Source organism: Candidatus Binatia bacterium (assembly GCA_036563615.1).
In the GTDB taxonomy this organism is placed as follows: domain Bacteria; phylum Desulfobacterota; class Binatia; order UBA12015; family UBA12015; genus DATCMB01.
On the sequence record DATCMB010000014.1, the window covers coordinates 116,456 to 130,557 of the forward strand.

The window sequence follows — 14,102 nt, forward strand, 5'->3', positions numbered from 1 at the left end:
TTGTTAGGAACGGTCGCCATGCCCGCCACGACGCGCGCCGATGGCGGCCTCGTGCGGGCGCGCACGGAGGCCGACGGCCTGGCCCTCACGCTGCTCACGAGCCCGACGCCGCTGCGGGTCGGGGTCGCGGACGTGAGCGCGCTGGTGCAGGACGAGCGCGGCGTGCCGGTGCTCGACGCCGAGGTCGAGCTGCGAATCGAGGATCTGGAGGGAGGACATCCCGCGATGACCGCTGCCCTGACGCGCGACGCGGCGACCAACAAGCTGCTGCAGGCGGCGCTCCTCGAGCTGCACGCGCCGGGACGCTTCCGCCTGACCGCGAGCGCGCGCCGTGGCGAGGCGCAGGTCGTCGCGAGCGCCGACGTCGACGTCGCGCCGCCGGCCTCGGCGGCGCGCACGCTCGCCTTCCCGCTCGCCCTGCCGCCGATCGCGGTCGCGCTCTACGCCGTCCACCAGGCGCTGCGTCGCCGCGCGCGGCGCGCGCCGGAGCTCGCTCGCGGAGGGGCGGCATGATCGCCGGAAAGCGCGTCTGCGTCGTCATGCCGGCGTACAACGCCGAGAAGACGCTCGAGCAGACGGTCGCCGAGGTGCCGCGCGACATCGTCGACGACATCGTGCTGGTCGACGACCAGTCGCGCGACGGCACGGTCGAGCTCGCGCGCAAGCTCGGGCTGCACGTCATCGTGCACCCGAAGAACCGCGGCTACGGCGGCAACCAGAAGACCTGCTACACCGAGGCGCTCCGCCGCGGCGCCGAGATCGTGGTGATGGTCCACCCGGACTACCAGTACACGCCGCTGCTCATCCCGGCGCTCGCGTCGTGCGTCGCGAGCGGGCTGTTCGACGCCGCGCTCGGCTCGCGCATCCTCGGCGGCGGCGCGCTGCGCGGCGGCATGCCGGTCTACAAGTACGTCGCGAACCGCTTCCTGACGCTGTCGCAGAACCTGCTGATACGCCAGAAGCTCTCGGAGTACCACACCGGCTACCGCGCGTTCTCGCGTCGGCTGCTCACCACGCTGCCGCTCGAGGAGAACGACGACGACTTCGTCTTCGACAACCAGATGCTGGTGCAGGCGCTGCACTTCGGCTTCCGCATCGCCGAGGTGACCTGCCCGACGCGCTACGCGACCGACTCGTCGTCGATCAACTTCCCGCGCAGCGTCAAGTATGGGCTCGGGGTGCTGAAGACGGCGTTCGCCGCGCGTCTCGCGGCGTCCGGCCTCGCGCAGCCGCGCTTCCTGTCGCCCGACGGGCGCAAGCTCGCGGTCGAGGCGCCGGCTCGAGCGGACGAAGCGAACGACGCGGAGGCGTCGGCTCAGTCGAGGTAGCCGAGCTCCCTCAGCTTGTCGACCGTGCGCTGGTCGATCTCCGGCTTCGGATCGGCGAGCGGATCGGCCTCGGGCGCGGTCGCCTGCGCCGCCGCGACGCCGGCGCTGCGACGGTACTGCCAGAGCAGCCGCTGGCCGATGCGCACGAGCTGCGGGTCGTCGAGCGGGGCCTTCTCGCCGGGGTCGACCGTCAGGTCGAAGATCTCGTTCGGGACCGTCTCGTTCTCCTGGAAGATCCACTTGAAGCCGGCGAGCCGCGCGGCCGTGCGGCGCTTGCCCTGACGTCCCCACGCCGGCGCCTCGGCGTAGAGCACGCGGGGCTCGGGGAACGTCTCGCCGCGCAGCAGCGGCACGAGGCTGCGTCCCTGCACGCCGGGCGGCACCGGCAGATCCACGAGCGACAGCAGCGTCGGCATCAGGTCGACGAGCGACACCGGCGTCGCGATGCGCTTGCCCGCCGGCACGAGCCCCGGCGCGATGAACACCATCGGCACGTGCAGCACCTCGTCGTAGGCGTGCTTCGCGTGCCCGATCGTGCCGTGCTCGCCGAACTCGTCGCCGTGGTCGGCGGTGATGACGACGATCGTCTCCTCGAGCAGCCCGAGCGCCGCGAGGCGCTCGAGCAGCTGCTTGACGACGCTGTCGGTGTAGCGCGCCTCGCCGGCGTAGAGGTTGCGGTCGACGACGAACTTCGGCGTCGTCGCGTCGATCGGCACCTGCTCGCCGTCGCGCTCCCAGGTCTTGAAGATGTCGAACTCCGGCGGCGGCGTGTACGGGACGTGCACCTGGTAGGTGTGCAGGAAGAGGAAGAACCGCTCGTCCGGGTGCTCCTCGAGCCAGCGCAGGCCGGCGCCGAAGGTCTGCTCGATCTCCCCCTTCGCGTCCCAGATCGTCGAGCCCTTGAACTCCCGGTAGTAGTCGAAGCCGCGCAGGAAGCCCGCGGGCGCGGCGAGCATGCCGTTCTCGGTGACGGCGACGGTCGCATAGCCGTTGCGCGCCATCACCTCGGGCAGCGTCGTGATCTCGGGCGCCAGCGTGTGCGTCGCGAACACGACGTTGTGCACCACCGGGTAGAGACCGGTGAACATCGACATGTGCGAGGCCGAGGTCGACGGGTACGTCGTGTAGGCGTTCTCGAACACCGTGCCGTCGCGCGCGGCGATGGCGCTCAGCTCGGGCATGAGCGGGATGCCGTTGAGCGTTCCGTCGAGGTGGTCGCCGCGCAGCGTGTCGAGCGAGATCAGCACGACGTTGCGGCGTCCGTCACGACGCCGCGGCTCGAGCACCTGCGGCGCGCCCCACAGCGGGATGCCGAACGACGTCGCCGGGTCGGCGCCGGGACGCGGCACGACCCGGGTCTCGAAGCGGAAGCGCACCGTCTGCGCGGCGAGATCCGCGAGGTCGACGCGACGGTCGACCCACTGCTGGTCGCGCAGCGGATCGAGGGTGTCGCTGAGGAGCTCGCGCGTCCCGTCGTCGGTCTCGACGCTGAGACGGAACTCGACCGGCGACGCGCCGAGGCGGACTGCCGTCTCCTCCATCCCGAGGCCGACGACGAGCTCCGCACCGTGGCCGATCTTGAGCGGCCGCGTCCTGTGGGTCTGCTCGTTCGGCGGCAGCGGCCGGCCGAAGATCTGCACGCCGAGCGCGTCGCCGACGACCTCCTTGGGGATCGGGAGCGCGAGCTCGAGCTGCAGCTTCTGCGTCGGCGGCAGGATCTGCGACGGGACCCGCTGCCAGTCCTTGGTGCCGCGCACGCGCGGCTCGAGCACCATGGTGCTGCGGTGCGCGTCCGGCGGGACGTCCACGGTGAGGTGCAGCTCGTCGCCCTCGGGACGCGGCAGGCGCGTGCTCGCCACCGTGAGGAACGGCACGCAGCCGATCGCGAGGCGGAACTCGTCGCCCACCGCGCAGCGCTCGGGGGTCCCGCGCGGGATCCCCCGCTCGAGCACGCTGGTGAGCCGGTAGACCGGCTGCAGCGGCGTGTCGTCGCGCCGCCCGCAGCCCGCGCTCAGCGTCACGACCGCGACCAGCGCGAGAGCACACCAGGCACGCGCCCGCGCGAGCCGCGTCGCCCGTACGACGGTGCGCACCGCCGCCGGGCGGGCGTCGAGGATCGGCGGGAGCCCCACGGTGCTCTTCCGGTATCGAGCGGCCGCGCAGTTGTCGAGGGCTGCGCGGCCGCTCGCGGCGAAAGGCTACGGGTCGAGCGCTACGGCAGGATCGTCACCAGCAGCGAGTTCGTGGCGCTCTTGCCGGTCGACGGATCGACCGCCGTGATGACCGTCGTGCCCGGCGAGACCGGCGTGATCAGCCCGACCGCCTTCGGCTCGTTGCTCACCACCGCGACGCTCGGGTTGCTCGACGTGTACTCGACGTTCTGCGTGATGTTCCGCGTCGACCGGTTCGGGCACATGTAGATGCCGATCATCTTCGCGCGCTTCGCGCGGCCCATGCGCCAGCTCTTGCTGGTCTGCCCGAACTCCATGCTGTCGAGCAGGCAGCTCGTCGTGACCTTCGCGGACGCCGTGAAGTCGGTGCCGGGCAGCGTCGCGGTGATCGTCGTCGTGCCCTCGACGCCGCCGCCGAAGACCGTGCCCTCCTCGCCCTTGCGGTTGCTGACGCGCGCGATCTCGGGATTCGCCGACGACCAGACGACGCGCTTGGTGAGCGGCGCCGGGTTCTTGTTGTTCGCCCGGATGCCGTTGGCGCGCATCTTCAGCTTGGTGCTGCCGCGGATCGTGTTGCCGTCGGGCAGGACCTCGATGCGCACGATGCCTGCGTTGACCACCACCGTGCCGGTCGCGACGAAGTTGCCCTTCCGCGCGACGATGTTCGTGCTGCCGGTCGTGAGCGCGAACACCGTGCCGCGGTCGTCGACGTCGTCGACCGTCGCCACGCCAGGGTTGCTCGACGTCCACGAGACGAGCTTGGTCAGGTCCTTGGTCTCGCCGTCGCTGTACTGACCGATGGCCTTGAACTGCTTCTCCTCGAGGGCCTCCATCTCGGTCATCGCGGGCTGGACGACGAGGCCGGTCATCGTGCCGATGACCTGGATCTGCGCCTGCGCCGTCTTGCCCTCGCAAGTCGCGCGCAGCACCGTCTGACCGAGCGCCTTGCCCTTCACCCAGCCCTTGCCGTCGCCGTCCACGGACGAGGGCTGGTTGTCGACCTCGGCCATGTTCGGGTTGACGACCGACCACTCACACTTGTCGGTGATGTTGAGCTTGATGTCGTTCTCGTAGGTGCCGCGCGCCTTGACCTCGATCTCCTCGCCGATCGGGAAGCGCCCGTCGCCGATCTCGAGCGCGACCGACTGCAGATTGCCGAGCACCTGCAGGTTGTCGACCTCGGACGACGCGAAGGTCTTGTAGAACGCACGCAGCGTGGTGACGCCGCTCTTCTTGCCGACCACCGTGCCGATGTCGTTCGCCGAGTTGCCGACGCCAGCGATGGTCTGGTCGAGGACCGACCACTGCACGATGCGGCGCAGGTCGGACGACTTCATGCCGCTGTTCAGAAGAGCCCAGACGCGCGCGTTCTTCTGCTCGCCCACCGTGAGGCGCACCGGGTCGACGTGCAGCTCCTTCAGCTTGCCGCGCACCTCGACGGTCGCGTCGTTGCCGCTCGCCGTGGTCCACAGGTTGCGCTTCGGGTCGTACGCCGACAGGGTCGCCATGCCGTTCTTGCGCCCGACCAGCTTGTTCGCCTTGTTGATGCGAACGATGCCGGCCGGCACGGCCGAGATCTCGACGTCGCTGGTGACCTGGTTGCGCGTACCGTCGGCGCGGTGGACGTAGACGCGAATCGGGTACTTGATGCCCTTGCCGATCACCAGGTGCGGCGGGTCGAACGCGAGGTGGGTCGCCTGCGCGCGCACGTTGGCCTGGCCGTCGGCGTTCTGGACGCCGCTCTTCGGGTCGCGCGCCGTGATCACCACGGTCCCCGGCTTGAGCGGCGTCACCAGACCCTGCGTGGGAGGCGTGTTGCTCACCGTGGCGACCGACGGATCGCTCGAGAACCACTGCACCTCCTTGGTGACGTCGTCCTCCGAGTCGTCGAGGAAGATGGCGGTCGCCTTGAACTGCGTCGGGATGCCGACCTCGAGGTTCTTGCTCGTCGGCTTGGTGATGATCGCGACGATGTCCGTGTCGGTCACCGTCACCTGGGTGCGGGCCGTCAGCCCGCCGTACTGCGCCGTGATGTTGGTCTTGCCGGGCGCGACGGCGGTCACGTGCCCCTTGAGGTGGAGCAGCTGAGGATTGAAGGGATTCTGCACGATCGCCACGCCCGTCGAGCCGGACGTCCACTGCGCATCCCTGGTCACGTCCGCGGTGGCGCCGTTGCTGTAGTGCGCGGTCGCGACGAATTGCACGACCTGCCCCTGCTGCATCGTGATGGCGTTGGCCGGGGTGAGAGACAGCCCCGTGAGCGTCTGCGCGAAGGCGGACGGCGCCGCGACGAGCGTGAGCAATGTGGGCAAGATCGACCGAAGAACGACCGCAACGATCCCGGCCGGAGCAGCCCGGCGTGCTCGAACGCTCTGCACCGTCATCGACTGTCCCTCCACGCCCAAATTCGCGGCCGCCGCATCGAGCAATTCGAGTGCCACGGCAACCTCGAAATGCCGCACACTTGGCAGGCTCTCGCGGCGGCAGGAGCGCAAAGTCTGGCGGTGGCGCACGATGGCGGATGCGGTGGGGCAACCTGCCCCGCGGGCGCCGCGGAAGCGCTTGCGGGCGGCGCTGCCAGATTTCGAGCTGCGGTCAGTAGCGGCGGTGCCAGATGACGTCGAGCGCGCTCTCGCCCTCGGTCGACGACGAGGTCTGCACCGTGATGCTCGGCGTCAAGTAGTACTGCACGGTGAGCGACGAGCCGACCAGCCCCGAGAGCTGACGCGTCGTCCCGCCCTGCGGACCGCCGAAGGTCTGCCCGATCGAGACGAAGATGTCGTCGCCGAAGTAGCGGCCGACGCCGACCGAGCCGTACGAGCTGCCGGTCGGAAGCTGGAACGTCAGGCTCGCGAGCCCGAAGGTGTCCATCAAAGATTGCTCGAGCTCCGGCGCGACGTAGCTCGCGAGCAGCCCGAGCGCCTCCTGACGCAGCTCCGTGCCCTGCCCGCTGGTGAGCTGCTGCGTCGTCTTGCCGAACAGCAGCACGGACAGGATGTCGCTCTGATCGAGCGGCGGCTCGCTCGACAGCTCGAGCTCCGGCGTGGTCGCGGTGCCCTCGATGCCGATGCGCACGGTGTACTCGGGCGTCTGGTAGCTCGCGCGCACCGTCAAGTATGGATTGATCGGCGTCTCGCCGGAGAACGTCAGGTACGCTTCCTGCAGCACGATGCGGCGGCCGCGGAAGAGGTACCAGCCGCGCATCGAGTAGATCTGGCCGCTGACGCGCAGCGGATCGTCGGGCGCCTTGGTGACGTACACCTGCCCCTCGAGCCGCAGGTACGCGTCGGTGCGCTGCACGACGACCGGCCCGACGAGCGTCACGGTGACGTTCATCGTGACGCGGTCGAAGAGCGCCGGCTCCTTCTCGTCCTCCTCCTCGTCGACGTCCTCGTCGGCTTCGCGCGCCTCCTCGGCCGCCCGCTCGAGCGCCTCGCCGATCGTCTTCGGCTGCGCCTCGTCGGGCGGGTGCGCGTGGATCACGTGGATCGTCGTGTCGGGCGGCGGACCGCTTCCGCCCGGCAGCAGCGCCGGCCGGATCGTCGCCGAGTCGATGCTGATCTGGCCCGCGATCCGCGGCTGCGCGACGCTGCCGTCGATGCGCACGTCGCCGCTCGCGTCGGCGACGACGTCCGGGCGCGCCGCGACCTCGAGCGAGCGCAGCTCGATCGTCAGGTCGAAGGACGGATTCCCGCCGCCGAGCAGCACGCTGCCGTGCCCCGACACCGAGCCGTCTTGCGTGTCGCGCAAGGAGAGCTCGTCGAGCGTGATCGCGTCGTCGACGAAGCTCATGCGCAGGCGGCCGTCGCGCCAGGTCGCGTTGGTCGCGGCGAGCGTGAGCCGGATGTCGGACGCGTCGATGCCGCCGCTGAGCCGCGGCTTCTGGAGCGTGCCCGCGAGCTCGACCTCGATGTTCGCCTGCCCGCCGAGCTCGGTCACCGCGTCCTCGGCGAAGGCGCGGAAGCCCGCGAGCTGGATGTCGTCGCCGCGCACGGTGGCGTCGATCGGACGATCCGTGGCGACCGTGGGCGCGGGCCAGCCGCCGACCAGCGGCACGCGCGCCGCGAGCTCGAGCGGCCCGAGCGGCGCTTGCCCGAGCGAGCCCGCGACGACCAGGCGCTCCTCGGTCGCGAGCGTCAGGTCGGCGCCGCCGTAGTCCTGGCCGGCGAGCGCGAGGCCGCGCACCCGGACGTCGCCCGCGACGTTGGGCTTCGCCGTCGTCCCGGCGAGCCGTAGCGCCGCGTCGAGCTCGCCCGCGCAATCCTGGCGCAGCCCCGCGAGCGTGCACACCTCTTTCAGATCGAGGTCGACGATCGACAGCGCGAGGTCGTTGCGTCCGTCGCGCACGAGCTCGCCGTCGACCTCGATGCGCCCCGCGCGCGAGCCGAGCTCGAGGTCGCGCGCCGCGATGCGGTTCGGCCCGTACGACACCGTCGCGGTCTGCAGCAGCGACCACGTCACGCCCTCGGGCGGCGTGAAGCGCAGCTCGTCGAGACGCGCGGAGATCGTCTCGCCCGCGCGCTCGACGAGGCCCACGACGCGGTGCTTGCGGCCGTCGGGCTCGGTCGCCGTGAGCTCGACCTCGACCTGGTCGGGTGCTGCGCCCTGCAGCGTCGCCGCGGCGGCGAGCGTCGGCTCGCCGGGGCGCGGACGTCGCCACGCGAGGTCGAGGTCGAGCGTGCGGGGCTCGGGTCCGAGCGTCACCGCGAGGTCGTCGCGCGGCACGAGGCGCGCGTCGAGCGCGACGCGCGCGCTCGGGCTGTCACCGCCGACGCCGCGCGCGCTCGCGTCGACGGTGAGCGTGCCGCGCACGGCCGGAAGCTGGACGTCGCCGTTGCTGCGCAGCGTCGCGTGCGCGTCGATCGCCGACGTCGTCCCCCACGCGCTGACGTCCGCGCGCACGACGCCGCGCGCGTCGGGCACGAGCGCGAGATCGATCGGACCGACCACGCCGGCGCGCAGTTGGCGCTGCTCGGGCGGGCCATCGATCTGCGTCCAGCCCCAGGCGAGAAGCTTGGTCGCGCCGCCCTCGACGCGCAGCTCGTCGAGCGACGCGATGCCGCCGTCGAGCCGCGCGCGCGCCAGCGCCCGATCGAGCGGCACGCCGCGCAGCCGTCCGCGCTCGAGCTGCAGCTCGGCCTGCAGCGCGCGCTCGTCGCCGAGTAGCGCGCTCGCGCTCGCCGTCAGCCGACCGCGCAGCTCGCTGTCGGCAAGCGTCTCCGGAACCGGCGCCGGCAGGTCGGCCGGACGCAGCAGCTCGAAGCGCAGCTCTCCCGCCGCGGCGTGCGGCTCGTCGACGCCGACCCACGCCGCGAGGCTCGCGCTCGCCGCCTGGTTCGGCGCCGCGAGCTGCACGTCGACGAGCACCCGCTCGCCCTCGCGGCGCGCCTGCGCGGTGATCCAGTCGGCGGCGACGTCGCCGACGCGCGACGACCAGAAGCGCGCGTCCGCCTGCAGCTCGCGCGGGACGCCCTCGCCGAGCACCGCCTGCACGCTGCCCGCGCCGGACACCGCGGCGGGCGGTCCGCCCTCGATCAGCGTCGCCGGATCGATGCCGACGAGCTGCCACGAGGCGTCGAGCCGGTCGCCCGTCGCCGTGTGCGCGAGCGCGCCCCAGAGGTCGACGCTGCCGGCGCCGGCCGCGAGGTGCGCCTCGACGCGCGGCTCGTCGAGCGTGCCCACGACCTGCACGGTGCCGGTGAGCCGTGCGGCCGCCGCGACCTGCGGCGCGAGCGGCTGCAGGTCGACGCCCGCGAGCGGACGAACCTCGAGCGATACCTCCAGCGCCGACGGCGCGCCGAGGTCGAGCCAGCCGCGCGCCGCGAGCCGCGACGCCGATCCGAAGCTCGTCTCGAGCGTGTCGATCGTGAGCCGCCCCGGCGTGCCGAGCACCAGCACGGCGTGCGCGTCGACCGCCGACAGCACGAGCGGCTGCTCGGCGACGCCCGCGACGCGCACCAGGCCGTCGCGCAGCACGACGTCGATCGCGTCGAGCCACTCGGGCGGCGGAGCTTCCTCCGCCGGCTCGGGCTCGTCGCTCGCGAACGCCTGCACGAGGTCGAAGGTGCCGTCGTCGCGTCGGCGCATGTCGACGGCGAGCCCCTCGCCCTCGACGCGGAGGCCGAGGCGCGGCGGCAGGACGGTGACGAGGTCCGGCCGTATCCAGAGCGCGCGCGCCGCGATCAGCGGCTCGCCCTCGGCCGACAGCGTCACGTCCTGCGCGCGGACGCCGCGCCACAGGCTGAGCGCCGAGAGCTCGCCGATCCGCACCTGCAGGCGCAGCGCTTCGGAGAGCAGCGTCTCGAGGCGCGGGCGCAGCGTCGCGCGCACGCCGGACACGTCGGAGACCAGCAGCACGCCCGCGAGCAGCAGCACCACCAGGCCGATCAGCCCGGCGAGCGCGATGACGACGTAGCGAAGCGTGCGCAAAGAAGGGTCCCTCAGAAGTTCGGCCCGATGGTGAAGTGTACCTGGACCAGCGAGTCGTCCGAATCGCTGCCGTCGAGCCTGCGGCCGCGGTCGAGGCCGAAGCCGATGTCGAGCTCGACGGGTCCGACGGGCGTCACCGCGCGCACGCCGAAGCCGACGCCGGTCTGCACGTTGCCGGGATCGAACTGCCACGCCGAGAGCTCGACGTCGCCCGCGTCGACGAACAGCACGCCCTGCAACGGTCCCCAGAGCGGGTGGCGGAGCTCGAGGCTGCCGACCACCACGCTGCGGCCGCCGATCGGATCGTCCGAGGCGGACAGCGGGCCGACGCGGCGGCGCGCGTAGCCGCGCACCGGGTTGATGCCGGTGCCGCCGGCGTAGAAGCGGTCCCAGAACTGGATCTGGTCGGTGTCGCCGTAGGGCACGATCGTGCCGGCGATGATGCGCGTCGCGAGCACCCAGTCGCCCCACAGCGGACGGTACGCGCGCCCGTCGACGATCAGGCGGTACCAATCGAAGTCGCTGCCGAAGCCCTCGTTCGCGACCTCGACCGAGCCACCCAGCGCGACTCCCTTGGTCGGGTTGATCGGATCGTCGAGCCGCGACCAGCGCAGCGCGACGCCCGGCGCGACGGTGAAGCCGGAGTTCTCGAAGCCCGGCAGCGCGTCGCGCGACGCGTCGCTCACGCTCGACAGCGAGTCGTAGCCCGCCGTCAAGAACAAGCTCGCCTCGGTCTCGCTGTTCACCCGCCAGTCGATGCGCGGCACGAGGCGCACGAAGTCGTCGACGTAGGTCGACTCGTCGTCCTGCCCGAGCGTGAAGTTGACGTAGGTCTTCATGTTGCGCGTCGGGAAGTACGGCTGCAGGAAGTTCGCCGCGATCGAGCGTCGCACCTGCGAGACGCGCGCGGAGACGCTGAGCTGCCGTCCGCCGCCGAGGAAGTTGTAGTGGCTCCACGACGCGAGCCCGCGCACGCCGTCCTCGGTGCTGTAGCCGGCGCCGAGACGGATCTCGCGCGTCGGACCTTCGGTGACGGTCAGCTTCATCGGCGCCACCCCGTCGACCACCTTCTCGGGCTCGAGGCGCACGATGTTGAAGAGACGGAGCCCGCGCAGGCGACGGATGGTCTCCGCGGTCTTGCGCGTGTCGTAGAGCTCGCCCGGCTCGTAGGCGAGCTCCTGCTCGACGAGGTTGTTCGAGACCTCGGTGAGGCCTTCGATCGATGTCTCGCCGAAGACTGCGATCTCGCCCGGATGCGCGCGGTACGTGACGTCCGCGCAGAGACGCGGGACGTCCACGACGGCGCGGCGCTCGACGCTCGCCGCGGCGTAGCCGTTCTCGCCGAGGAAGTCGACGAGCTGCTGCGCAGCGCCCTGGTAGTCGCTCTCGGTGAACGGCCGCCCGACGACGAGCGCGAAGTTCTTGCGCAGCCGTCGCATGCCCTCGGACGGGATGGGCAGCGCTCCGAGATCCACGTCGACCCGGCAGACGAGCACGCGCTCGCCGAGCGTGACCACGAGCCGCGCGCGCACCAGACCCGGCTCGCCCGGCGTGTCGGGCGTCGGGCCGTCGCGCGGCTCCTGCAGGATCTCGACCTCGGGCTCGACCTTCGCCTCGTAGAAGCCCTCGGCGCGCAGCTCGCGCTCGATCCGCGTCGCGTCGGCCTGCAGGTCCGCGGCGTGGAACTCCGGGCGCTCGCGCCAGAACACCCAGAACGGCCGCGTCGGCGTCTGCAGCTTGGAGACGTAGAGGAAGCGCTGCAGGAAGTTCAGCCCTTCGACCTCGACCGTCGTGACGCGCCAGGAGCGCCGGGCGTCGAAGCGCTCGAGCGGCATGAAGCCGCTCTCCTCCGCCGCGCGCCCCTCGCCGAGCAGCACGAGCAACAGCACGAGCTGGATCGCAGCCTTTGCTTGAGGTCGCACTGCGATTCCTACACCTATAGCCTCACCGCCCGCCCGCAAAGGAACCTGCGCACGAAGACGTCCACCGCGTCGTGCGACGCGAAGGAGCGGACATGCAGCTCGACGGACTCGGCATCATCGTCACCGGCGCCGCGAACGGCATCGGCGCGGCGACGCTCGCCGCATACGTGCGCGAGGGCGCGCGCGTCGCGGCGCTCGACGTCGAAGACGACGCCGGACGCGCCCGCGTCGCGACCCTCGGCGAGAGCGCGCGCTACTTCCACTGCGACGTGTCGCGCAAGCGCGAGGTCGACGCCGTGTTCGCCGACGCGGTCGCGTGGCTCGGTCGGCTCGACGTGCTCGCCCACGTCGCCGCGATCGAGGGCAGCGGTCCCGCAGAGAGCCTCTCGGAGGACGACTGGGCGCGGATGCTCGCCGTCAACCTGATGGGCACCGTGTTCACCAACCAGGCGGCGTTCCGTCACATGAAGGAGCGCGGCGGACGCATCATCAACTTCGGCTCGGGCGCCGCGGTGCGCGGCATGGTCGGCGCGTCGCACTACGCGGCCTCGAAGGGCGGCGTGCAAGCGTTCACGCGCACCGCCGCGCAGGAGTGGGGCGGCTACGGCGTCACCGTCAACGCGGTCGCGCCGGCGGCCTGGACGCGGATGTACGACGCCTACCTCGAGCGCCTCGGCGAGGTCGGACGCGAGATGGCGCTCGAGACCATGCAGCGCATGATCCCGCTCGGCGGCAAGCTCGGCGACCCCGAGCGCGACGTCGCGCCGGTGATGGTCTTCCTCGCGAGCCCTGCGGCGCACTTCATCACCGGCCAGCTGATCGCGGTCGACGGCGGGATGGTGATGCTCGGCGCTTGAAGCGCGCTCAGTCTTCCGCGTGCAGCTCCGCGTGCGACGTGCGGAAGCCGTCGCGCAGGAGCTGCGGCACCCTTCCCCGGTCGCGCGCGATGATCCAGCCGGCGAGCAGCAGGTAGAGCACCGAGACGCCCACGCGCTCGACCAGCACCCACTCCGGCGGAACGATCGCGCCGAGGATGAACTGCAGCCAGAACAAGCCGAACAGGCCGAGCGCCTCCCAGGTCGAGATCGAGAGCGAGACCAGGATCGCGACCGCGTACACCGACTGCGCGGCGGTGAGCAGCAGCTCCTCACGCTGGTGCGCGTCGACCGGCAGCCCGGAGAGCCCACCCGACGAGATCGCGAAGACCAGCGGCAGCGTGCCGACGAGCAGCGTCCACTGGTTGACCTTCGACGACACCAGCGTGCCGAGGCCGGCCGCGGTGTTGAGGCGCCACGCGTAGAGTCCCGCGACCAGCAGCTCCGGCGCCTCGGACGCGAGCGGCGCGAGCCACTGCACGAGCAGGAACTCGCTGACGCCGAGCGCGAGACCGGTCGCGACCAGCGCCTCGGCGAAGTGCTCGGCGACGAGCAGGATCACGGTCGCCGAGAACAGGAACAGCAGCGCCACCGCGAGCCGGCGCTGCCGCGTCGGGAAGCCGCCGATGTAGCGCGCGGGGCCGACCAGGTGCGGCTCCTCCGCCGGCGCGCTGGCGATGCGGATCGTGTAGAGGACGAAGATCCCGACCAGCACGAGCGCGTCGAAGAGATTGATCGTGCTCTTGAGCGGCAGGGTCAGCGAGTAGAGCGTCGCGGTGGCGAGGAACGCGAGCTCGATCGAGTGCGGCCGCTCGAGCTCGATCGCCTCGAAGCGCCGTCCGCGGGCGCGCGTACGGTACCAGGCGATGAACACCACCATCGACCAGCCGACGCCGATCAGCAGCCGGTTCGCGCCCGTCATGTTGGCGAGCGCGAGCGAGCACGGCGAGGCGACGACGCCTCCGGGCGGATTGCAGTCCGGACCGTACTCCGCGACCGCGAGCCCCGCCTTCCAGGCGAAGACCATGTCGACGGCGTACTCCGGCAGCACCGCGATGAACGCGAGCAGCGCGATCGCGAGACCGGCCGAGATGTCGAGCTGCGCGACCTCCGCCGCCCAGGACAGCATGAACGCGGCGCCGACGATCGCGAGACCGAAGAGCAGTGCCTCGACCGGGTGCGACAGGTGGAAGTCGAAGATCCGGATCAGGATGCCCGGGATGGTCGCGGCGACGGCCAGCGCCAACGAGAACTGCTGCCGTCCGGGATGAACGTCCCGCAGATCTTCGGCCGTGGTCGTCATTGCCTTCTCGTCCTCCTCGAGCGCCGCACGGGCGACCGGCAAATCTCGCCGTGCTTAGCAGACGGACGGGGGCG

General features: G+C 71.5%; 8 protein-coding genes. 3 read left to right on the plus strand and 5 right to left on the minus strand.

Annotation, left to right across the window (positions count from 1 at the left end; translation table 11 throughout):
* Positions 1 to 18: 18 nt before the first annotated feature.
* Together VIS07_11045 and VIS07_11050 are read left to right on the plus strand one after the other, a co-directional pair.
* Positions 19 to 513, plus strand: a complete 495-nt coding sequence (locus VIS07_11045; GenBank protein ID HEY8516039.1) for a hypothetical protein — start codon at positions 19 to 21, stop codon at positions 511 to 513.
* On the plus strand, positions 510 to 1,328 hold the full coding sequence (locus VIS07_11050) for a glycosyltransferase family 2 protein (protein HEY8516040.1): 819 nt from the start codon (positions 510 to 512) through the stop codon (positions 1,326 to 1,328). The genes VIS07_11045 and VIS07_11050 overlap by 4 nt, the downstream gene beginning before the upstream one ends.
* Here the strand turns inward: VIS07_11050 and VIS07_11055 are convergent.
* From VIS07_11055 to VIS07_11070, 4 genes are all read right to left on the minus strand, one after another.
* Complete coding sequence (locus tag VIS07_11055) at positions 1,316 to 3,460, minus strand: sulfatase (GenBank protein ID HEY8516041.1); 2,145 nt, start codon at positions 3,458 to 3,460, stop codon at positions 1,316 to 1,318. The two genes, VIS07_11050 and VIS07_11055, sit on opposite strands and share 13 nt — an antisense overlap.
* Positions 3,461 to 3,540: 80 nt before the next feature.
* Positions 3,541 to 5,811: an Ig-like domain-containing protein gene (locus VIS07_11060; protein HEY8516042.1), complete on the minus strand. Its 2,271-nt coding sequence runs from the start codon at positions 5,809 to 5,811 to the stop codon at positions 3,541 to 3,543.
* A gap of 283 nt (positions 5,812 to 6,094) precedes the next feature.
* Positions 6,095 to 9,928 carry a translocation/assembly module TamB domain-containing protein gene (locus VIS07_11065; protein HEY8516043.1) on the minus strand — a complete coding sequence of 1,278 codons (3,834 nt, stop codon included), beginning with the start codon at positions 9,926 to 9,928 and terminating at the stop codon, positions 6,095 to 6,097.
* Positions 9,929 to 9,939: 11 nt separating this feature from the next.
* The gene (locus VIS07_11070) at positions 9,940 to 11,850 is read right to left on the minus strand and encodes a BamA/TamA family outer membrane protein (GenBank protein ID HEY8516044.1); all 1,911 of its coding nucleotides are present in this window, start codon (positions 11,848 to 11,850) and stop codon (positions 9,940 to 9,942) included.
* 92 nt (positions 11,851 to 11,942) lie between these two features.
* Between VIS07_11070 and VIS07_11075 the strand changes: the two genes are divergently transcribed.
* Positions 11,943 to 12,707, plus strand: a complete 765-nt coding sequence (locus VIS07_11075) for an SDR family NAD(P)-dependent oxidoreductase (GenBank protein ID HEY8516045.1) — start codon at positions 11,943 to 11,945, stop codon at positions 12,705 to 12,707.
* 7 nt (positions 12,708 to 12,714) lie between these two features.
* Here VIS07_11075 and VIS07_11080 read toward each other — a convergent pair whose 3' ends face one another.
* Entirely contained in the window at positions 12,715 to 14,028 is a 1,314-nt protein-coding gene (locus VIS07_11080) for a sodium:proton exchanger (protein HEY8516046.1), read from the minus strand.
* Positions 14,029 to 14,102 lie beyond the last annotated feature (74 nt).

Coding starts and splice junctions, on each gene's coding strand:
- VIS07_11045 (HEY8516039.1), top strand. CDS start 19: ATGCCCGCCACGACGCGCGCCGATGGCGGCCTCGTGCGGGCGCGCACG.
- VIS07_11050 (HEY8516040.1), top strand. CDS start 510: ATGATCGCCGGAAAGCGCGTCTGCGTCGTCATGCCGGCGTACAACGCC.
- VIS07_11075 (HEY8516045.1), top strand. CDS start 11,943: ATGCAGCTCGACGGACTCGGCATCATCGTCACCGGCGCCGCGAACGGC.
- VIS07_11080 (HEY8516046.1), bottom strand. CDS start 14,028: ATGACGACCACGGCCGAAGATCTGCGGGACGTTCATCCCGGACGGCAG.